The organism is Nocardioides sp. WG-D5, assembly GCF_054031175.1.
The window spans coordinates 1,732,756-1,753,346 of the sequence record NZ_CM132928.1 but is presented as its reverse complement, the minus strand read 5'-3'; the positions used below and the strand labels follow the sequence as shown (position 1 = coordinate 1,753,346).

Here is a 20,591-nt window from a genome sequence, read left to right as displayed (position 1 = left end):
CCGGAGGAGGCTGGGCGGATTGGTGGGGGTGAACGAATTTTCGTTCACCCAGGAGAGCGTCTTCTTCCGCGGGGGTGAATGAATTTTCGTTCACCGTGGAGCGTCCGCCTCCCGAGGGGCGACTGTCTCCCGGCCACATTGGGGCCGCCGCCCCTGATAGCCAGCCAAATCTTTCTCGACGTGGTCCGGTGTCAAGGATCGCCGAAGGCGACCGGCGTCAGCCGGCGGCCGTAGGCCGTCCTTGACTCCGGGGCAGGTCGAGAAATACTCGAGGACAGGGTCGGCGGCCCAGACCAGCCCCAAAAAACAGCCCCGTACCAACGCCAGACCACGACGCAAACTAGAAGACGACGCGATCAGCGAAAAGCTACTTCACCGTCCGAGCAACCTCCGGCAGCTCCCCCGACTCCCGCAGCGAGTCGAGCAGATCCCCAGGAAGGATCCAGACGGTCGCAAGCGGGAACGGCCGCTCGCGCAGCATCACCGCGCCGGTGACGAAGGAAGGCTCACCGTTCGGGCAGGAGAAGACGATGTCGTCCTCCCACTCCCACTGGCGCTTGACGATGGTGGGGAGCATCCACCACATCAACCAGTTGCGCTCCGAGTTCATCGACGAGCGGCGGCGGGGGCAGTTGTTGTCGTAGGCGACGACGGCTTCGGGGTGCTCGGCGAGGATCGAGCGGAGCTCGCCGACGACCGGGGTGTCGCGGTTGAAGTGGTCGTGGAAATCGTTCGAGGCCACGTCGGCGACGGCAGAGCCGGCGGTGCCGACCACCAGGACGAGCGCGGTGACGACCACCGAGCGCACCCGGTCGGAGAGTCGCGGGCTCACCCGGAAGAGGGCGGCGAGGAGCGTCCAGATCGCCAACGGCACCAGCGAGCAGAGAGTCGCGATCAGCCAGAAGCGGTTGTCGTTCGTGAAGGACGGGATCGGCCCGGGCTGCGGGAACTGCCCGTCCGGAAGCGCCCACCACCACGGGATCGCGCCCGGGATGTGGGCCGGGGTGGTGTAGGCCCAGGTGGGTGCGTCGGGGGCGACGACGAGGATGGTCACCAGCGAGACCCCGGCGACGATCACCCATGTCCAGACGAGGACGGCCCGGGAGCGTACGGCCTGGATCGCAGCGCAGACCCCAGCCAGCACCAGGACCGCGAAGACCGGGTCGATGTAGCGCCCGTAGATCCAGTAGTCGAAGCGCCGCCACTCCATGGTGAACAGCGAGTACTCGTTGCCCCAGTTCAGGCAGCTGAGGACGTACATCGAGCCGGCAGCGATCAGCACGAACCCGGCCGGCCCGACCTGCCGTCCGCGGAGCTCCTTCCAGAACGCCGCGGTCACCACGACCAGGCCGACGACCACGACCCCGAAGCTGCCGATCATCTGCGTCCAGGCCTCACCGGCGAAGGTGTCGACCCAGAAGCGCGGGTTGGCGTGCACGACCTTCTCGAAGAAGCCCTGCGCCTGGATGAACTTCCACGGCACCAGCTGCGCGTGGAACCAGAGCGCGGCCTTGTTGGCGATCACGGCGAGCACACCGGTGGTGACCAGCCCGACGAGCGCGATGAGGGCGACCTGCCGCTTGCGTACGAGGAGGCCGTGCACGAGGAGGCAGATCAGCCACAGCGCGACCGCGGCGACGAAGACCTGCATCCGGGCGTGCGAGAACAGGGCCAGTCCGGTGACCAGGCTGAGCAGGAGTACGCCGCGGTAGCTCGGCTTCTCCCAGAGCCGGAACGCGACCAGCGTCGCCACGACGACGAGCAGCGTGATCAGCCGCTCGGACAGGATGTAGTCGGCCTGGATCGCGCGTGGCGGCATGGCCATCACGACGGCGCCGGCGACCATACCCTGCGCCGGGGTGACGCCGCTGAGCCGCACCGCGACCCGGGCCAGTGGCCAGATCGTGAGCATGCTGATCACCAGGCCGACGACGATCGCCAGCTGGTAGAAGACGAAGACATTGGACGTGACCAGCCACAACGGCGCCAGCAGCACACCCCAGCCGGGGTAGTAGCCAGGGGTGTTCAGCTGGGGCGCGTCGAGGCCCAGAACGGTCCGCCCATGGATGACCGTGCCGATCTCGTCGTACATGAACGAGAGGTTCGAGCCCCAGGCGACGTAGACGTTGATCGCGAGAGCGACCACGACGGAGACGACAGCGGCGATGCGCCAGAACCGATCCACGCCGCGGAACATATACCCACCTCATAGGCTCTGACGGGTGGACTCCCCGAAGCTGCCCATCCATCTGAGAATCACCCAGGATCCCCACGACCGCTCCGGCCATCTGCGTGCCGACGACGGCTGGGTCGAGAAGGCCTGGACGGACGAGACCACGAGGGTCCTCGTGGTCGCCGGCAACAGGGTCGAGCCGTCCGGCGAGACCGGGGTGAGGTGGCGTACGCCGGCAGACTCCCCGGAGGGGATCCGGCTGCTCCTCGGCGACACCGCCGACGGGGCCAGGTTCGCGGTGCTCACCGGCCGCGAGGAGGCCGGCGAGACCTGGCGTGACCTGCGCGGGCTCTTCCCCGCGATGCTCGCCGACACCACCGAGGCGAGCTTCCTGATGCACGCGATCGGCCTGGCCGAGTGGCACCGGGCGACCCGGTTCTGCTCACGGTGCGGCGGCAGCCTGGTGCCGCGCGCGGCCGGTCATGAGCTGGCCTGCCCGGAGGGCCATCTGACCTTCCCGCGCACCGACCCCGCGGTGATCATGCTGGTGACGTCGGGCGAGCCCGGGACCGACGAGGAGCGTTGCCTGCTCGGCAACCACACCCGCTGGCCCGCGCCGAACTTCTCCACGCTCGCCGGCTTCGTCGAGCCGGGGGAGTCCCTCGAGGACGCGGTCCGTCGCGAGGTCGCCGAGGAGGTCGGCGTACGCGTCGGGCAGGTCGACTACTTCGGCAACCAGCCGTGGCCGCTGCCGGCCAGCCTGATGCTCGGCTTCTTCGCCCGTGCGGCGTCGACCGAGATCACGGTCGACGAGGACGAGATCCGCGAGGCGCGCTGGTTCACCCGCGCCGAGCTCGCCGCCGTCGCGCGCAGCGGCGAGATCAAGCTGCCCAGCGGCATCTCGATCAGCCGGTCGCTGGTCGAGGCCTGGTACGGCGGCGAGCTGCCCGGTTCGTGGTGACGGAGACCGAGGAGGTCAGACCAGCTCGGCGAGCTTCGCCTTGACCTGGGCGATCGACGGGTTGGTCATCGCGGTGCCGTCCGAGTAGACGAGGGTCGGGACGGTCTGGTTGCCGTCGTTGACCTGCTCGACGATCTGGGCGGCCTCGGGCACCTGCTCGATGTCGACCTCGTCGAAGGTGATGTCCTCACGGCCGAGCTGTCCCTTGAGTCGCTGGCAGTATCCACACCAGGGAGTGGTGTACATGGTGAAGCTACTCATCGGGGATCTCCTCATCAGAACTGTCGGTGCGAGCCAATAGTGTTGACCCGCAAGGCACAACGTTCCCACCCCGAGGAGTTCTTCCCGCCCATGACCTCCGAGTCCCTCCTCGCCGCACTGGACCCCGAGCAGCGCCGGGTGGCCGAGGCGCTGCGCGGTCCGGTCCGGGTGCTGGCGGGTGCGGGGACGGGCAAGACCCGGGCCATCACCCACCGGATCGCCTACGGCGTCGCCACCGGCGTCTACGCGCCGCAGGAGGTCCTCGCGGTCACCTTCACCACCCGGGCCGCCGGGGAGATGCGTCAGCGGCTGCGCGCGATGGGCGCCGGCGCGGTCCAGGCGCGTACGTTCCACTCCGCCGCCCTGCGCCAGCTGCGGTTCTTCTGGCCCAAGGTCTACGGCACCGAGCTGCCCACCCTGACCGAGTCGAAGATCCCGCTCATCCGCGCGGCCGCGCAGCGCCAGCGGATCAACGTCGACCAGGCCCAGGCACGCGACCTGGCCTCGGAGATCGAGTGGTCGAAGGTCTCCAACGTCCACCCCGACGACTACCCGAAGTCGGCCGAGGCGCGGGGCCGGGAGGTCGGCGGGCTGACGCCGTCGATGGTGGGGCACATCTACGCGGCGTACGAGGACGTCAAGCGCACCCAGGCACGCATGGACATGGAGGACGTGCTGCTGCTGACCGCCGGGCTCCTGGAGCACGACGAGCGGGTCGCGGCGCAGGTCAGGCGGCAGTACAAGTGGTTCACGGTCGACGAGTTCCAGGACGTCTCACCGCTGCAGTCGGCGCTGCTCGACCTGTGGCTGGGCGGGCGCAACGAGATCTGCGTCGTCGGTGACCCGGCCCAGACGATCTACACCTTCGCCGGCGCCGACGCGGCCTACCTCCGTGACTTCCCGAAGAAGCATCCCGGTGCCACCTCGGTCGAGCTGGTCCGCAACTACCGCTCCTCGCCGCAGGTTGTGAGGGCGGCCAACAAGATCCTGGAGGGCACGCCCAGCGCCGGTGTGCAGCTGCAGGCGCAGCGTGACGCCGGGCCGGCCGTGGAGCACGTCGAGCAGCCCGACGAGGTCGCCGAGGCCGAGGGCGTCGCCGCCGAGATCCTGCGCCTGCACCAGTCCGGCAAGCCCTACAACGAGATGGCGATCCTGTTCCGGATCAACGCCCAGTCGGAGGCCTACGAGGACGCCCTCACCGCCCGCCGGATCCCCTATGTCGTACGCGGCGCCGCCAGGTTCTTCGACCGGCCGGAGGTGCGCGAGGCGGTGACCCGGATCCGGGGCGCGGCCCGAGGCGGCCAGGGAGCCGTGATCGGTGACGAGCTGCTGGAGTCGGTCCACGGGATCCTGGCCGGGATGGGCTGGACCTCGGAGCCGCCGGACGGCCGCGGCCAGACCCGCGACCGCTGGGAGTCCTGGCAGGCGCTGATCGACCAGGCGCGCGCCTTCGCCGCGGCGGGTGGCGACCTGGCCGGCCTCGTCGCCGAGCTCGACCGCCGCGCGGCCGAGCAGCACGCGCCGGTGCCGTCGGGAGTGACTCTGGCGACCTTCCACGCCGCCAAGGGGCTCGAGTGGGACTCGGTCTTCCTGGTCGGGCTCCAGGACGGCACGATGCCGTTCATCCTCCGCGGCGAGGAGCCGACCCCGGCCGAGATCGAGGAGGAGCGGCGCCTGCTCTACGTCGGCCTCACCCGGGCGCGGGTGGACCTGACCCTGTCCTGGGCGCTGGCCCGCCAGCCGGGCCAGGCGGCGCGGCGCCGGCCGTCGCGGTTCCTCGACCCGCTGCGACCGACACGGTCCACGGCACCGGCACGCCGGCCCGGCTCCGGCAAGGCGCGGATGTGCAAGGCCTGCGGCGGGCCGCTCGGCTCCGCGGCCGAGAAGCGGATGGGCCGCCACGAAGGCTGCGACGCGCCTTACGACGAGGAGCTCTACGGCCGGCTGAAGCAGTGGCGAAAGGAGACCGCCGAGGCGATCCGCAAGCCGGCGTTCGTGGTCTTCACCGACGCGACCCTGGAGCAGATCGCCGAGCAGAAGCCGGGCACGCTCCAGGATCTGCAGCGCATCGCCGGCATCGGCCGCGGCAAGGTGGAGGCGTACGGCTCGGAAGTCCTTCAGGTGATCTCCGCCGAGGCGTAAAAGTCCTTCACGGAAATTCCTCGAAATCAACGGGTTTAATCGTTTGCGGGCTACCTGCCCGGCCAGTTAGTGTTCTTCCATCAAGTAAAGCCGCGTGCTGCTCAAGCGCGCCCGACAGCCCCGAAGGAGGTGGCCCCAGTGAAGATCAACCAGATCAAGACGCCGATCAATGGCATCGCCATGTCCGCGTGCGGCCACCCCGAGCTGTCCAGCCCGACCTGGGCCACCCCGGCTGCCGGTGCCTTTGCGGGCGCCGGTTACGGCATGCGCGTCGAGGGACTCGTGTCCCCGCAGGCGGATGCCATCAAGGTCAAGTCCCTTGGGATTCGAGCCTGGAGCTGTCCGACTACGTAGAACCACGTAGTCACAGCAGCCTCCAGGCCGCGGAACCCGAAACCCGGGATCCGCGGCCTTTCTGTTTCTCAAAACCCGCGATCAGTCACAAAGGAGGTGTACATATGACCAGCATTCTCGAGCCCGAGGTCAAGCTCGGCGTTCTCCACGACCGCGCCAACCGCTACGACGAGGACCTGCTGCCCTGCCGGGCCAACAACCCCGAGCTGTGGTTCGCCGAGTCTCCTGCCGACGTCGAGTTCGCCAAGGCGCTCTGCGCGACCTGCCCCGTGCAGCCGCTCTGCCTCGCCGGCGCCCTCGACCGGCGTGAGCCCTGGGGCGTCTGGGGCGGCCAGTTGCTCCTGCAGGGGAAGGTGATCCCCCGCAAGCGGCCCCGTGGCCGGCCCCGCAAGGACGCCGCCTGATCGACCGAACAGCACCGAAGCACAGACAGCCGTTTCAACGACGAAAGGCGACAGCCATGAACACGATTGTGATGACCATGGGCGCCGGAGCCCGCTGACCAGCAGGAGAACCACCAGACATGAACACCAACCGAGTACGGAGCACTCAGATGAACTTGCTTTACGAAGACCTGGCGCGCGCGCAAATGGCCGCGCGCCTGGGAGAGGCGCGTGAACTGCGGCGAGGCCATGCCCTCGTCAAGGCTGCTCGCCTGGGCCGCAAGGCCGAGCGAGCCGCCGTCCAGGCGAAGCTGGCTCTTGCCCGCGCGCTGTAAGTCCCCCATGGGACACCAGACCTCACCCCTCTGATCGCGGGTGTGGAAGATGACCGGCCGGTCCGAGAAACCCTCGGACCGGCCGGTCCTACCTTTTCCGGCACCTACCTCCGGCCGGTCAGAGGTCGGTGGCGATGATCCTTTCGATGTTCCGCTCCGCGAGGGCGGTGATCGTGACGAACGGGTTGACGCTCGTGTTGCCGGGGATGAGCGAGCCGTCGATGACGTACAGACCGGCGTAGCCGTGCAGCCGGCCGTAGTTGTCGGTCGCCCTGTTCAGGACCGCACCGCCCAGCGGGTGATAGGTCAGGTGGTCACCCCAGATCTTGTTGGTGCCGAACAGGTCGGTTCGGTAGATCGTCCCTTCGGTCTTGTTGATCTTGTCGAAGATGGTCTTCGCCATCGTGATCGAGTCCTGCTTCCACGCGGTCTGCCACGACAGGTCAACCTTGCCGGTGGTCGAGTTGTAGCTGAACGCCGCCCGGCGCTGGGTCTTGGTGATCGCGAGATAGAAGGACGCGAACGTCTCGATACCGGTAGGCAGCGGCGCGACCTCCGCGAAGGCGCCGCCGGCGTCCCAGTTGTCGATGCCGGAGCACGGGATCGTCGACTGCACGTCACCGGTCGGGTCCCACATGTGGTTGGCGCGCCCGACCATCACGTTGCCGTTGTCACCCCAGCCCTGGCCTATCTCGCCGTTCAGCGCCGGCAGCGCGCCGGTCGCCTTCAGCTTCACCAGCAGCTTGCTCGTGCCGACGCTGCCGGCCGCGAAGAACACCTTGCCCGCGTTGACCGTCTTCGTCGCCACCACGTCGCCGGCGGTGTTGATCTGCTCCAGGACGACGTCGTACCCACCGGTCGCGGCGGGCCGGACCGACGTAGCCCGGTGCAGGGAGGAGATCGTGACCTTCCCGGTAGCGGCGGCCTGAGCGAGGTACGTCTTCGGCAGCGTCCTCTTGCCGTGGTTGTTCCCGTAGATGACCTCCTGGGCCAGTGCCGACTTCGGGACGCTGCCGTTGTCCTCGGCCACCATGTAGTTCCAGTCGTACACGTCCGGGACGAACGTCCACGCGAAGCCGGAGCGCTGGGCGTGCTTCCGGCCCACGCGTGAGTACTGGTAGTAGGAGGTCCGTTCGAACCAGTCGGGGTCGACCGATCCGACGCCGAGTGCGGCGTTGGCCCGCGGATAGTAGGTGGAGTACATCTCGGCGGCGTCCACCGAGGGCAGGACGGCGCCGAAGTTCTCCCGCTTCGGGGTGACGGCCATGCCTCCGTTGACGAGCGAGCCGCCGCCGACTCCTCGTCCCTGGTAGACGGAGATCCCGGCGAAGTCCTCGGCATCCAGGATGCCGGCGTACTTCGGGACGTCCTTGTCGATGGGGAACCCGAGGAAGTTGCTGAGCGGCTGCTTGGTTCGCGTACGCATCCAGAAGGACCGGTAGTCCGGAGCGCTCACCTTCGGGTGGATCTTGCCGTCCGGGCCGGGCGCGACCGTGGACCAGTCCTGGCCCATCTCGACCATGTGGACGTTGATGCCGGCCTGGGCCAGTCGCAGGGCTGCGACCGAGCCGCCGTAGCCGGTGCCGATGACCAGCACCGGCACCTGCGCGCCGTTGCCGATCGACGACGGTGCCGCGGTCGCCCAGGTCGGGCTGGTTCCGAATGCTCCTCCCAGCATCCCGACCCCAGCCAGCGAGCCCGCGCCGAGCACGAATCCGCGCCGCGAGAGCCCTCGCGACCGGTCCTGTCGTGGTGTGTTGCTCAAGATGACCTCCCTTTTCATCACTGATTGCTAGAACATGTTCTAGTATGCCGGTGGGGGTGTCAGAGGTTTCGCAACATTCACGCGACAGGGAGGTCGCATGGTCACGGTATGCGTATGGGGCACGGGGAACATCGGTCGACTCGCCATCCGGGCCGTCGACGCACATCCACGGCTCGAGCTCACCAGCGTGCTCGTCCACGACCCCGCGAAGGTCGGTCGCGACGCGGGTGATCTCGGAGAGGTCGACCATGGCCTCGGTGTCGCCGCCACCGACGACATCGACGCGGTGCTCGCGACGCGCCCCCAGGCGATCGTGTATGCCGCGTCCGGCGACATCCGCCCCGACGAGGCCCTCGCCGACATCGTGCGCGCGCTCCGGGCCGGCGCCGTGGTCGTCACGCCCGCGCTCTACGCGCTCTACGACCAGCGCAACGCTCCGCCGGAGATGCGCGAGCCGGTGCTCGCTGCGATCGCCGAGGGCGGCGGGTCGCTCTTCGTCTCCGGCGTCGACCCGGGCTGGGCGAACGACGTGCTGCCGCTGCTGGTCAGCGGTCTGGGGAGCACCGTGGACGTCGTCCGGTGCCAGGAGATCTTCGACTACTCGACCTATGACCAGCCCGACTCCGTCCGCTATCTCGTCGGGATGGGCCAGCCGATGGACTACGACGCCCCGATGCTCGCCGAGACCGTGCCGACCATGGTGTGGGGCGGCCAGGTCCGGCTGATCGCCCGTGGTCTCGAGGTCGAGCTCGACGAGATCCGGGAGACCGTCGAGCGGCTGCCGCTGGACGAGACCGTGACCACCGCGTCGATGGGCGACTTCGAGAAGGGCACCCAAGGGGCGGCGCGCTTCGAGGTCCAGGGGATCGTCGCCGGGAAGCCGCTCGTCGTCGTCGAGCACGTCACCCGCATCCATCCCTCTTGCGCCCCGCACTGGCCGACGCCGCCCGACGGCGACGGTGCCCACCGGGTGATCATCGAGGGCGACCCGCGGATCGAGGTCACGGTCGAAGCGACCGACAAGGCGGGCAACCGGGCCGGGGGCGGCAACGCCACCGCGGTCGGGCGGCTCGTCGGCGCGATCGAGTGGCTCATCGACGCAGAGCCAGGACTCTACGACGCGCTGGACGTGCCGCTGCGTCCGGCGACCGGCAGGCTCGGCGCGGCCAGGGCCGCCCAGGAAGGTGTGACCGCATGATCATCGACGTCCCCGATGGCAAGGACCCGATCGCGTACGTCTGGGGCGAGATGGTCCCCGGGATCGGTCCGGCCGCGGCCGGGCTCTCGCTCGCCGTCTACGAGCACACCACGCTCGGGCTCCGTGAGTTCGAGGCCGCCCGGCTGCGGATCGCGCAGATCAACGGGTGCGTGTTCTGCCTCGACTGGCGCACCGAACGAGACGGCCAGAAGGTCGAGGAGTCGTTCGCCGAGGCGGTGGAGGAGTGGCGTACGACGGACGCGTTCGACGAACGCACCCGCCTCGCCGCCGAGTACGCGGAGCGCTACGCGAGCGACCACCACGGGATCGACCAGGCCTTCTGGGACCGGATGTCGGCCCACTACACCGATGCCGAGATCGTCGAGCTGAGCATGTGCCTCGGGTCGTGGCTGGCCTTCGGGCGGCTCAACCACGTCCTGGGCCTCGACACCGCCTGCGTGCTGCCTGCCCGGACGTAACACGGTCCTGACAATCAGGTGATGCAGAATTTCGGTGTTGCGCCCTCTGAACCGCAGGATTTCGACCTATCGTTGATACATGAAGACCTGCGATTTCTGCGGATGCTACGAGGCCGACCCCCACCGCCTCCTCGCATGGACCACCGCGGTTGAGCGTGGGCGCTCGAAGGCGTTCTGCGAGGCCTGCTCGCGACGTCACGTGCGCTCCATGGAAGCCAAGCTCGACTCCGACTGGTGGGCCTGAGCTCACATCCTTCGAGGCGCCTCGATGCCGAGGAGCCTGAGTCCGTCTGACAGCACTCGCCGGGTCGCTTCGCACAACGCGAGCCGGGTCTGCCTGACCTCGCCGTCCGCCTTGAGCACGGGACAGTTCTCGTAGAAGGCGGTCAGCGCGGTCGACAGACCGTAGAGGTACGCCGTCAGGTGATGCGGCTCCAAGGTGTCCGCGACCTTGGCGACCACGGATGCGAAGCCGGTCAGCTCCAGCGCGAGCCGCTGCTCGGCCGGGTGGGACAGGGTGCCGAGGGCGCGGTGTCCTGAGCCTGTCGGAGGGTTCGTCTGCTGCGGTGCCTGCGCGAGGATGCTGCACACCCGGGCATGGGCGTACTGCAGATACGGGCCGGTCTCACCGGTCGTGGCCGACATCCGGGCGAGGTCGAAGGCGTAGTCGCGGGCGAGGTGGTTGGAGAGGTCGGCGTACTTCACGGCGGCGTTGGCCACGGCACGTACGACCTCGGGATTGTCGTAGCGCGCGGCGACGGCCTCCTCGGCGTCATCGAGGAGCGAGGTGAGGGTGACGGTCTCGCCCGAGCGGGTCTTGAAGGGCCGGCCGTCAGCGCCGAGCACGGTGCCGAAGCCGATGTGCTGGACCTCGACCGAGTCGGGCAGCCAGCCGGCGGCGCAGGCGACGGCGAAGACCATGTCGAAGTGGTGGCTCTGCCGGTGGTCGACCACGTAGACGACCCGGTCGACCGCCAGGTCGTCAACCCGGTGCCGGATCGTGGCGAGGTCGGTGGCGGCGTAGCCGAACCCGCCGTCGGCCTTCCGCACGATCAGCGGCAGCGGTGCGCCGTCGCGACCGGTGAAGCCGTCGGGGTAGACGACGAGGGCACCGGCCGACTCGGTCAGCAGACCCGATGCCCGAAGGTCGTCGACGACGCCGGGAAGCTGCGGGTTGTAGCGGCTCTCGCCGTCGAAGTCGTCCCTGGTCAGGAGTACGCCGAGCCGACTGTAGGTGGTCTCGAACTCGGCCAGCGACGCCTCCACGAGCGCCTGCCAGAGCGCAAGCGTGGTCGGGTCGCCGGACTGCAGCGCCACCACCCGGCGCCGGGCGGACGCGGCGAAGCCCGGGTCGTCGTCGAAGCGCGCCTTGGCCCGCTGGTAGAGGGCTAGCTGTACTCGGCCAGGAGGTTGGTGACACTCCGGGTTGGTCGTTGACGGAGCGAAGACCTCCGGGTGCGGTGGTTGCTGTCTAGGTCATCCACCATCCGGAGGTCTTCGTGTCCCACCGTAATGCCCGGCTGAACTTTCGTGGTCGGCAACTCTTGGTCCAGCGAGTCTGCGAGGACGACTGGACCGTCGCACACGCGGCCAAGGCCCAAGGTGTCTCCCGCCAGTGTGCCCACCGCTGGATCAACCGGTTCCGTGCCGAAGGCGAAGCCGGCCTACACGACCGGTCTTCGCGCCCGCGCCATTGCCCGACCCAGACACCAGCCGTGGTCGAGGAAGCGATCGTGGCCAAGCGCCACCAAGAGCGCCGCGGCCAGGACTGGCTCGGACCCGAACTCGGTGTCCCCGCACGGACCGTGGGCCGGGTCCTACGCCGCCACCGGGTCCCCTACCTGCGTGAGTGTGACCCGCTGACCGGCGAGGTCATCCGGGCCTCGAAGACCACCGCGGTGCGCTACGAACGCGACCGCCCCGGTGAGCTGGTCCATGTCGACGTCAAGAAGATCGGCAAGATCCCCGACGGCGGCGGCTGGAAGGCCCACGGCCGAGAAAGGGGCCAGAGCGGCGCACAGAAACGAGCCCGGATCGGCTACGACTACGTGCACTCGATGGTCGATGACCACTCCCGGATGGCCTACTCCGAGATCCTTCCCGACGAGAAGGGCCACACCTGTGCCGGGTTCATCCTGCGCGCCGCCGACTACTTCGCGGCCCACGGCATCACCCGCATCGAGCGTGTCATCACCGACAACCACTTCTCCTACCGCAGATCCAACGACGTAGCCGAGGCGATCACCACGCTGGGAGCCAAGCACAAGTTCATCAAGCCCCACTGTCCCTGGCAGAACGGCAAGGTCGAGCGATACAACCGCACCCTGGCCACCGAATGGGCCTACCGCCAGGTCTACCTCACCAACACCGACCGAACAGCAGCGCTTGCGCCATGGCTCGAGCGCTACAACACCACCCGACGCCACAGCGCACTCACAGGACTCCCGCCGATCAGCCGACTGTCACCAACGTGACGGCCGAGTACAGCTAGCAGCTCGCTCATCTCCAGGCCGGCGACGGCCGCGGGGTCATGGAGATCCTCACCGAGCAGCTCCTCGACCAGCATCCCGAACTGGGTGCCCCAGTCGCCGAGATGGTTCTGCCGCACCACGTCGTGGCCGGCGTAGGCCAGCACCCTGGCCAGGGAGTCGCCGATCACCGTGGAGCGCAGGTGGCCGACGTGCATCTGCTTGGCGACGTTGGGGGAGGAGTAGTCGACGACGACCCGTTGCGGTGTCTCCGGTGCGGGGACGCCCAGGTGGGGGTCGGTCAGCAGGTCGCCGACGGCCTCGCCGAGGACCGCGGGAGACCAGGTGAGGTTGAGGAACCCGGCGCCGGCCAGCTCGGCGGTGGCGAGATCGCCGAGGTCGACGGCATCGAGGAGGCGGGTGCCGATCTCCCGCGGTGCCAGGCCGAGCGGACCGGCCAGCCGCAGCGGGAGGTTGGACTGGAGATGCCCGAACTCGGGCCGGGTGGCCGGGCGCAGCTCGGGATCGATGCCGGCGTGGGCGTCGCCGAAGCAGGCGACGACGGCATCGTGGAGGTGTGCGGACAGGGCGAGGGTGTGCTCGTGCACGAGTGTGGTCCTAGGAGGTGAAGAGGGCAGGCTGACGCGAGGGCGGGGTCAGAGACCCATGCCTCGTCGTCGCAGCGCGCTCTTCGTGACCATGTCGGCAAGGGTGCCTGGACGTGCCGTCGTTGGTCAAGCCGGTTCGCTCCCCTCGGCCCTGGCCGAGGCGATCAGGTCCCAGGCGCAGCCGCAGTAGGGATGACGCAGCCACGGTCGCACGGTGGGTTCGTCGTCGCGGGTGAGGATCACCGACGCCGACCACGATGCCGGGGTGCGGCCGGCGAGGTAGGTGCGGGCGTCGCGTACGGCCCACGAGAGCGCCAGCGACTGCAGCAAGGCATCGCTCGGCACCTCGTTGCCGACGAGCTGGCTCACGACCACCGCCCGTCGGTCGTCCTCCTCGGCGAGGGCCGCGTCGACGCAGCGCAGGCAGGCGGTGACGCCGGGAACGACCAGCGGGCCCACGGTCCAGGTGTCGGGGCCGCTCTCGACGACGAGGTGTGCCCGGCCCTCGCGCACCATCTCGTCGGTCCGCTCCCGGTCCAGCGGCCCCTCGGAGAGGAGGACGACGAGGTCCGGCTCCGCCGACGCGGACGGCGCCGATCCGGCCAACGCCCGCGCCGCCGCGACCATCCCCGGCGGCCCGGCGAAACCGACGCGCAGCGGCGGCTCGCCGCCGTCGGCGTCCATCAGCAGACCGGCGCTGCCGAGCTGCTGCATCGCATGCCGGCCGGGTAGATGGTCGGGCTCGACCGCTCGGCCGGCGGCGAGGTCGGTCAGCAGGCGGCGTACCTCCACGCCGTCCTGCACGATCGCCCGCCGGGGCGGGTCGATGCCGATCTGGAGTCGGGTCTCATCACGTCGTACGGCCACATACCCCGGCCGAATCCGGTAGCGCGTGCTCATGCCAAGGAGTCTCACACCGCCCGAGATTCCCTGCATCAACAATCCACAGCCCCTGTGGATAACGTGCCGAGACGTCGCTCGCGTCGGTCGAGTCGGCACCAGCGTGACGCTTCGGCCGACGGGGCCGACGCCTCGGCAAAACGTGGCAGCGGCGCCGCCGGACTTGCCGGGGGCGCCGCCGCGAGTCGTGCGGTAGGTCTCGAGTCGCGCTGGCCGACTGCCACGGGAAACGTGGATCTCGACCCGCTTCGCGGGTTCGCAAGCTCACCCGCTGCGCTCGCTCGATCCCCTCGCGTTGCGACCCCGCTCCTTCGTCGCGGGGTCGCAGGCTCGGGCTCAGGCCTTACCGAGGATGCGGTTGAGGTTGGTGCTGCAGACGGGGCAGACGGCCTTGGCCATCTTGGTGCCCTTGTCGTTCACCCGGATCTCACCGGTTGCCTCGCGCTTCTCCTTGCACTTCACGCAGTAGAACTCGCCGCTCCAGGTCTCCGCCATGACGGCCTCCTTGCCTATGTGTAACTGGTCGTCGCGACGGGGTTGTCAGGGAAGCCCGTCGGAAGCTCGTCGGACGAGCCAACTCGACCCTACGACACGCGGCGCTTCCTGCGGCAACACGGGCTGTCCAGCGAGTGTCGGCGTGTTGGCGTCATACCGGGGGATTCGGGGCTTTCGAGGACGCATCGAAGGTCTGTCGAAGGCTCCCGCGAGGTCTGGGAGGCGACCCGAAAACTGGAGGGACCCCCGGTGCCTGGATCGTCCTTCGCCTTCCCCTTGCGAAGGCCGTCCGGCGGCGCCGGGGGTCCCACTGACATCGAACTTAAAGAGGATGTGGGGGCCCGTCAACGTCCCACTCCGCGATCCTTGTGGACAAGATGTGGACAACCCCGCTTTGCTTGGGGAAAGCCGGTGGAAGACACGCCCGTTTCTGTGGGTAACCAGGGTGAACGGATGGAGAATGATCGGTTGAATACGGACTGTGACCTGCGAAAAGCATTCTCCACCGGCTGTGGAGGAGAAAATAGTTGGAGGAAGATTTGGTAGGCGAGGCGTTGTCCCCCGTCGCAGCCCTGCGTCGGATCGCGTTCCTGCTCGAGCGCGGCCGTGAGGACAGCTACAAGGTGAAGGCCTTCCGCACCGCGGCGGCCGCGATCCTTCCGCTCCCCGAGGAGGAGGTACGCCGCCGGGCGGCCGAGGGCACCCTGACGGAGCTGAGCGGGGTCGGCGCGAGCACGGCCAAGGTCATCACCGAGGCCGCGCGCGGCGAGGTGCCGCAGCGGCTGGCGGACACCGAGCGGGTCCACGGCGGTCCGCTGACCGAGCGCGGGACAGGGGAGGGACTGCGGAGCAGGCTCCGGGGCGACCTGCACAGCCACTCCGACTGGTCCGACGGCGGCTCCCCGATCGAGGAGATGGCCTTCACCGCGGTCGAGCTGGGCCACGAGTACCTCGTGCTCACCGACCACAGTCCGCGGCTGACCGTGGCCAACGGGCTCAGCGCCGCTCGTCTGGAGCGCCAGCTCGGGGTCGTCGACGCGGTCAACGACCACCTCGCGGGGCACGGGTTCACCCTGCTGAAGGGGATCGAGGTCGACATCCTCGACGACGGCAGCCTCGACCAGACCGACGAGATGCTCGCCAAGCTCGAGCTCCGCGTCGCCAGCGTCCACTCCAAGCTCAAGATGGACAAGGAGCTGATGACCAGACGGATGGTCACGGCGGTCTCCACGACGCGGATGAACGTGCTCGGCCACTGCACCGGCCGCCTGGTCACCGGGAACCGCGGCACCCGGCCCGGCAGCCAGTTCGACGCCAGGAAGGTCTTCGAGGCGTGCGCCGAGCACGGGGTCGCGGTCGAGATCAACTCCAGGCCCGAGCGGAGAGACCCGCCGACCAAGCTTCTCGAGCTCGCTCGCGACCTCGGTTGCCTCTTCTCGATCGACTCGGACGCGCACGCTCCGGGGCAGCTCGACTTCCTCGTGCTGGGGTGTGAACGAGCCGAGAAGGCGGGTATCGAAGAGGAACGGATCATCAACACCTGGCCGCGGGACCGCCTGCTGGCCTGGGCGAACAGGTAGTTTCTTGACCTATGGACGGCCCGGAGATCGAGGTGCGACGCAGCAAGCGGCGTCGGCGTACGGTCTCTGCCTACCGTGACGGCGACCGCATCATCGTGATGATCCCGGCCGCGATGTCGCAGCGCGAGGAGGCCGAGTGGGTCGAGCAGATGGTCGCCCGGCTGGAGAAGGCCGAGCGGCGTCGCAAGCCCAGCGACGATGACCTGATGCGCCGGTCGGCCGCCTTGAGCGACCAGTACTTCGGGGGCCTGGCCAAGCCGGACTCGGTCCGCTGGGTCGACAACCAGAACAGTCGCTGGGGTTCGTGCACCCCGGGCGACCGCTCGATCCGGCTCAGCGACCGGCTGCGGGGCATGCCGAGCTGGGTCATCGACTACGTGCTCGTCCACGAGCTCGCCCACCTCTTCGAGGCCAAGCACAACGAGGCGTTCTGGGCCTGGGTCGACCGCTACCCCCAGGCCGAGCGCGCCAAGGGCTACCTGGCCGGCTGGTCCGCGGCCGCCAAGCTCCCCGCGCCGCCGGGCGAGGAGGACGACGACGTCGACGGGGACGACCAGGTCGACTAGCGCTCGCGGGAGACCAGCTCCCGGACCTGCGGTGCGACCTCGGCTGCGAACCGCTCGGCCACCGCAGGATCGTCGCCGCCGATCAGGAAGGCCGAGAACCCGTACTCCAGGACCAGCCCCGCGAGATCCTCGACCCACTGGTCGACCGGGCCGTTGAGGAGCGCGCGGCTCGTGGGCTGGAACGAGACGTTCATGAGGTTGAGGAGGCGGCGTACGTCACCGGGCGAGCGCCCGGCCGCGACGGCTGCCTCGTCGATGCGGCCGTTGAGGCCCGGCACCGCGTCCAGCCCACCCTCGATGTACTCCAGCGTCGGCAGCCACCCGTCCGCGTACGCCCCGGTGAGCTCCAGCATCCGCGGCTTGTAGGAGCCCACCCAGATCGGGATGTCGTGGGCCGGCTCGGGGCCCCGCTTGGCCCCGTCGGCCTGGTAGAACTCGCCGTCGAGGTGGATGCCGCCGCGGGTCGAGACGTCCCAGATCTCGCGGATGATCCCGATCGCCTCGCGCAGCGCCGTCACGCCCTGGGCGGCGGTGAGCCGCCGACCGCCCATCGCCGCGATGCCGTCCCAGAACGCGCCGGCGCCGATGCCGAGCTCGATCCGCCCGCCGGAGAGCCGGTCGAGCGAGGCGACGGAGCGGGCGAGCATCGCCGGCGGCCGCAACGGCAGCGAGTGGACGTTGCCGGCAAGGTGGATGCGCGAGGTGCGCGCGGCGGCGTACGACATCAGGGTCCAGGTGTCGAGGAACGCGGGTTGGTAGGGGTGGTCCTGGAAGGTCACCAGGTCGAGCCCGGCGCGGTCGGCGGTGACGGCGAGGTCGACCACCTTCTGCGGGGACTGGGCGGACGGGGTGACGAAGGTGCCGAACAGCAGGTCGTGTCCGTAGTCGGTCATCGGTTCTCCGAAGGGTCGATGTTGACGATGTTGAAGATGTTGAAGTTGTCGCGAAGCAGGTTGGTCGGGTCGACGCGCTGCTTGAGCTCACGCAGTCGGGCCAGGGTCGCGGGCGGGAACGCGTCCGCGACCCGCTCGGGGGACGTAGTGGTCTCGAAGCTGAGGTAGAGCCCCTCGAGATGCGGTCGCAGCCGCGACCACGCCGTGTCGAGTGCCGCCGGGTCGCCGCCCATCGCGGTGACCTGGAACGCAGCGGTCCGGTGGGCGAAGGCGGTCGCATCAGGATCCACGTCGGCGATCGCGCCGCCCATGGTGCGCAGCTGGAAGAAGTAGACGTCACCGGTGCGCAGCATCTGCGCCGCGTCGCGGGCGAGGTCGCCGGTCATCGCCGGGATCAGCCCTGAGCGGGCGTGCGGCTCGCCGTGTCCGTGGTGGCCGTCGGAGCCGACGTCGGGGGCCTGGTTCATCACGTCGGTGTAGCGGGCGCGGAACACCTGCTGCTGGACCAGCGCCCCGAGGGAGGCGAATGGCGTCAGCCGCTCCACGATCACCTCCGGGTCGGGCGAGTCGACCAGGCCGTAGAGCTGGATCACGGCGCCCTCCGGCCGCGGGCGACCGGTCACCAGGAACACGGTGGTGTCGCGCGGCGCCGCGGCCGCGACCGCCCCGAACCGGAGCAGCGCCTCCTCGATGTCGGGGACGACCAGCGTGAGCTGGGCCGAGCCGACCTCGGCGACCTCGTACACCTCGAACTCGAAGGCGGTCACGATGCCCAGGTTGGCACCCGCACCGCGTACGCCCCAGAGCAGGTCGGGGTTCTCCTCGCGGTCGGCGCGCACGATCGACCCGTCGGCGAGCACCATCTCGACGGCGACCAGGTGGTCGATGGTGAGCCCGTGCTCGCGGGAGAGGAAGCCGATCCCGCCCGCGGTCGCGAGCCCGCCGACCCCGACACCGCCGTAGTCGCCCGAGCCCAGCGCCCACCCGTAGGGATCCAGCGCTGCCGCCACCTGCTTCCAGGTGGCTCCCGGCCCGATGCGTACGCGGCGGCTGGACGCGTCGAGGACCTCGATCGAGCTCATCCCGCCCAGGTCGATCACCAGGCCGCCGTCGTTCGTCGAGCGGCCGCTGACGCCGTGCCCGCCGCTGCGGATCCCGAGCGGCAGATGCCGGTGATGGCCGGCGAAGCGGAGTGCGTCGGCCACCTGGGCCGGGGTCGTCGGTCGCAGCACCAGGCCGGGTCGGCCGCCGCGGAGGTAGGTCGAGCGGACCGCGCGGTAGGCGGCGTCACCGGGCTCGACGGCGGTCGCCGCGAGCGAGGCGGGCACGTCGTCGTAGGCGATGCCCGGCCGCCGCTTCGCCCGGACCGATGACGTACGCCGCGGCCCCGACGGCCGCGGGCCTCCGTGCTCCACGAGCAGACGAGCCACGCGGTCGACCTCGGCCTCGGTCGCCACCGGGACGATCATCGGCACGCTCGTCGCCACGGCCTGCTCGAGTGCGGCGTCGGAGACATCGGCAGGGGCGCTCGTCCATGCGTCCGGGTCGGTGATCAGGCGTGCGCCGGCCAGCAGGTCGAGGCTGTCGCGGGCTCGCTCGGCGACGCTCGGGTAGCCGGCGTCCGGGTCGCGCGGGTCGGGCGCGCCGGTGGGCGTCAGCGTGACGCCGATCGGGACCGACTTGGTGCTGCCCAGCAGCCAGGTCGCGGTGGTCCAGGGGTCGAGGTCACCGGGGTCGATCACCACCAGGTCGAGGCCGGCTTCCTCTGCGCGCTGCGCGAGAGCGGTCATCGCATCGGGTGGCAGCGCCGGGTCGAGGGCAACACCCAGCTCGAGAGTCATTCGATCGTTCCTCCAAGAATCGTTCGTCACGAGATCGTATGTGACACAGACGATTGGTTCAACAGAACGATTTGCTAGGATGTTCCCGTGACCACCCGAGCCGAACCACAGACCGAAGCCCACCCGGCGCAGCCGGAGGGTGCCGACGACCTCGGCTGGGGCCTCGGCGCGCTGCTGCGCGGCTACCGGCAGCGGGTCACCGAGGCGATCGGAGACTTCCCGCACGGGGCGCGGGGCTACCAGACGATGTGCGCGGTGGTCGGCGGCGACCACCCCAGCCAGCTGGCGCTGGCCGGCCACCTCGGCATCGACAAGACGGTGATGACCTACCTGCTCGACGATCTCGTCGACGCGGGTCTGGTCGAGCGGCGCCCCAACCCGGCGGACCGCCGCCAGCGTCAGATCGTCGCCACCGACCAGGGCACCCTGGCCGTCGCCGAGCTCTGCCGCCGGGTCGACGCCGCCGAGAACGACCTGCTGGGCCGGCTCGACGACGACGAGCGCGCCACCCTGCGCCGTCTGCTCAGCAAGGCGACCGGCCGCGCTCCCGGCAACACCGCCGAGGCCTGCGCGGTCGTCACCGGGACGCCGACGGAGTCGCCCGACCCACGGAGTAGGTGAGCGCCACGGTCCCGAGGCTCGTCGAGGCGATGTCCTCGAGCCTCAGCGAGCTCGGCAGCGGCAGGTCACCGAAGAGCCGCTTGCCGGTGCCGAGCAGCAGCGGGTGCAGGAACAGCCGCAGCTCGTCGACGAGACCGGCAGCCATCAGCTGACGGACGAGGACGCCGCTGCCGAGCGTGACGACGGTGCCCGAGCCGTCGGCCTTCAGGCTGCTCACCGCGTCGAGGACGTCGCCCCCGAGCACGGTCGCGCCGCTCCAGGCCAGGTCGCGGAGCGTGCGGGTCGCGACGTACTTCGGCGTGGCGTTGAGGCTCGCCGCCATCGGGTCCGTGTCGGGCTGGGTCGGCCAGAAGGCCGCCATCTTCTCGTAGGTGCGCCGCCCGAAGAGATAGGCCGAGGTCCGGGCGCCGACATCGAGGGAGAGGACCTCTCCGAGCGCCGCGCCGAACGGTGCGCCCCAGCCGCCGTGCTCGAAACCACCGTCCCGGTCCTCGTCAGGGGAGCCCAGCCCCTGCATCACCCCGTCGACGCTCAGGAACTCCACGATCGCAAGTCTTCGCATGGCCAC

Annotated in this window: 20 protein-coding genes and 1 pseudogene; 11 read left to right on the top strand and 10 right to left on the bottom strand. The window is 69.6% G+C overall.

Going from position 1 to position 20,591, the window contains the following annotated elements; translation table 11 throughout:
* Positions 1-367: 367 nt before the first annotated feature.
* Positions 368-2,185: a hypothetical protein gene (locus ACWZJV_RS08485; RefSeq protein ID WP_457181127.1), complete on the bottom strand. Its 1,818-nt coding sequence runs from the start codon at positions 2,183-2,185 to the stop codon at positions 368-370.
* A gap of 37 nt (positions 2,186-2,222) precedes the next feature.
* On the opposite strand from ACWZJV_RS08485, the gene nudC reads away from it, so the two are divergent.
* A complete protein-coding gene (gene nudC, locus ACWZJV_RS08480) occupies positions 2,223-3,134 on the top strand; it encodes an NAD(+) diphosphatase (protein WP_457181125.1) in 912 nt (303 codons plus the stop codon).
* Positions 3,135-3,149: 15 nt separating this feature from the next.
* On the opposite strand, the gene ACWZJV_RS08475 is transcribed toward nudC, so the two are convergent.
* On the bottom strand, positions 3,150-3,395 hold the full coding sequence (locus ACWZJV_RS08475) for a mycoredoxin (protein WP_008364195.1): 246 nt from the start codon (positions 3,393-3,395) through the stop codon (positions 3,150-3,152).
* A gap of 90 nt (positions 3,396-3,485) precedes the next feature.
* Between ACWZJV_RS08475 and ACWZJV_RS08470 the strand changes: the two genes are divergently transcribed.
* The 4 genes from ACWZJV_RS08470 (at position 3,486) to ACWZJV_RS08455 (ending at position 6,609) form a co-directional block, all read left to right on the top strand.
* The gene (locus tag ACWZJV_RS08470) at positions 3,486-5,537 is read left to right on the top strand and encodes an ATP-dependent DNA helicase UvrD2 (protein WP_457181122.1); all 2,052 of its coding nucleotides are present in this window, start codon (positions 3,486-3,488) and stop codon (positions 5,535-5,537) included.
* Between the two features lie 138 nt (positions 5,538-5,675).
* Entirely contained in the window at positions 5,676-5,891 is a 216-nt protein-coding gene (locus tag ACWZJV_RS08465) for a hypothetical protein (RefSeq protein WP_008364198.1), read from the top strand.
* Positions 5,892-5,995: 104 nt separating this feature from the next.
* Complete coding sequence (locus ACWZJV_RS08460; protein WP_008364199.1) at positions 5,996-6,295, top strand: WhiB family transcriptional regulator; 300 nt, start codon at positions 5,996-5,998, stop codon at positions 6,293-6,295.
* A 149-nt stretch (positions 6,296-6,444) separates the two neighbouring features.
* Positions 6,445-6,609, top strand: coding sequence for a hypothetical protein (locus ACWZJV_RS08455; RefSeq protein WP_231380176.1), 165 nt, complete (start codon positions 6,445-6,447; stop codon positions 6,607-6,609).
* A 118-nt stretch (positions 6,610-6,727) separates the two neighbouring features.
* On the opposite strand, the gene ACWZJV_RS08450 is transcribed toward ACWZJV_RS08455, so the two are convergent.
* On the bottom strand, positions 6,728-8,374 hold the full coding sequence (locus tag ACWZJV_RS08450) for a GMC oxidoreductase (RefSeq protein ID WP_231380177.1): 1,647 nt from the start codon (positions 8,372-8,374) through the stop codon (positions 6,728-6,730).
* Positions 8,375-8,471: 97 nt separating this feature from the next.
* Here ACWZJV_RS08450 and ACWZJV_RS08445 point away from each other — a divergent pair, with 97 nt between their 5' ends.
* A complete protein-coding gene (locus ACWZJV_RS08445; RefSeq protein WP_457181118.1) occupies positions 8,472-9,572 on the top strand; it encodes an NAD(P)H-dependent amine dehydrogenase family protein in 1,101 nt (366 codons plus the stop codon).
* Positions 9,569-10,051 (top strand): carboxymuconolactone decarboxylase family protein, encoded by a 483-nt coding sequence (locus ACWZJV_RS08440; RefSeq protein ID WP_196872946.1) that lies wholly within the window; start codon positions 9,569-9,571, stop codon positions 10,049-10,051. Before ACWZJV_RS08445 ends, ACWZJV_RS08440 begins: the two co-directional genes overlap by 4 nt.
* A gap of 246 nt (positions 10,052-10,297) precedes the next feature.
* On the opposite strand, the pseudogene argS (ACWZJV_RS08435) reads toward ACWZJV_RS08440, so the two are convergent.
* Positions 10,298-11,458: pseudogene (gene argS, locus ACWZJV_RS08435) on the bottom strand (arginine--tRNA ligase); the annotation flags it as partial.
* 92 nt (positions 11,459-11,550) lie between these two features.
* Here argS (ACWZJV_RS08435) and ACWZJV_RS08430 point away from each other — a divergent pair.
* Entirely contained in the window at positions 11,551-12,525 is a 975-nt protein-coding gene (locus tag ACWZJV_RS08430; protein WP_457181115.1) for an IS481 family transposase, read from the top strand.
* Here the strand turns inward: ACWZJV_RS08430 and argS (ACWZJV_RS08425) are convergent.
* The 3 genes from argS (ACWZJV_RS08425) to ACWZJV_RS08415 form a co-directional block, all read right to left on the bottom strand.
* Positions 12,456-13,127: an arginine--tRNA ligase domain-containing protein gene (gene argS, locus ACWZJV_RS08425; RefSeq protein ID WP_457181113.1), complete on the bottom strand. Its 672-nt coding sequence runs from the start codon at positions 13,125-13,127 to the stop codon at positions 12,456-12,458. The genes ACWZJV_RS08430 and argS (ACWZJV_RS08425) overlap by 70 nt on opposite strands.
* A 126-nt stretch (positions 13,128-13,253) precedes the next feature.
* Entirely contained in the window at positions 13,254-14,027 is a 774-nt protein-coding gene (locus ACWZJV_RS08420; protein WP_457181111.1) for a hypothetical protein, read from the bottom strand.
* Between the two features lie 336 nt (positions 14,028-14,363).
* Complete coding sequence (locus ACWZJV_RS08415; protein WP_091051197.1) at positions 14,364-14,522, bottom strand: DUF5679 domain-containing protein; 159 nt, start codon at positions 14,520-14,522, stop codon at positions 14,364-14,366.
* A gap of 554 nt (positions 14,523-15,076) precedes the next feature.
* Here ACWZJV_RS08415 and ACWZJV_RS08410 point away from each other — a divergent pair.
* Positions 15,077-16,102 carry a PHP domain-containing protein gene (locus ACWZJV_RS08410; protein WP_457181109.1) on the top strand — a complete coding sequence of 342 codons (1,026 nt, stop codon included), beginning with the start codon at positions 15,077-15,079 and terminating at the stop codon, positions 16,100-16,102.
* Between the two features lie 11 nt (positions 16,103-16,113).
* Positions 16,114-16,668 (top strand): M48 metallopeptidase family protein, encoded by a 555-nt coding sequence (locus ACWZJV_RS08405; RefSeq protein ID WP_196872954.1) that lies wholly within the window; start codon positions 16,114-16,116, stop codon positions 16,666-16,668.
* Here ACWZJV_RS08405 and ACWZJV_RS08400 read toward each other — a convergent pair.
* Together ACWZJV_RS08400 and ACWZJV_RS08395 are read right to left on the bottom strand one after the other, a co-directional pair.
* Positions 16,665-17,561, bottom strand: coding sequence for an LLM class flavin-dependent oxidoreductase (locus ACWZJV_RS08400; protein ID WP_457181106.1), 897 nt, complete (start codon positions 17,559-17,561; stop codon positions 16,665-16,667). The genes ACWZJV_RS08405 and ACWZJV_RS08400 overlap by 4 nt on opposite strands.
* Positions 17,558-19,402 (bottom strand): FAD-binding protein, encoded by a 1,845-nt coding sequence (locus ACWZJV_RS08395; RefSeq protein WP_457181104.1) that lies wholly within the window; start codon positions 19,400-19,402, stop codon positions 17,558-17,560. The genes ACWZJV_RS08400 and ACWZJV_RS08395 overlap by 4 nt, the downstream gene beginning before the upstream one ends.
* 87 nt (positions 19,403-19,489) lie before the next feature.
* Here ACWZJV_RS08395 and ACWZJV_RS08390 point away from each other — a divergent pair, with 87 nt between their 5' ends.
* Positions 19,490-20,023 (top strand): MarR family winged helix-turn-helix transcriptional regulator, encoded by a 534-nt coding sequence (locus ACWZJV_RS08390; RefSeq protein WP_457181101.1) that lies wholly within the window; start codon positions 19,490-19,492, stop codon positions 20,021-20,023.
* On the opposite strand, the gene ACWZJV_RS08385 is transcribed toward ACWZJV_RS08390, so the two are convergent.
* Entirely contained in the window at positions 19,980-20,585 is a 606-nt protein-coding gene (locus ACWZJV_RS08385; protein WP_457181099.1) for a dihydrofolate reductase family protein, read from the bottom strand. The two genes, ACWZJV_RS08390 and ACWZJV_RS08385, sit on opposite strands and share 44 nt — an antisense overlap.
* Between the last annotated feature and the right edge of the window lie 6 nt (positions 20,586-20,591).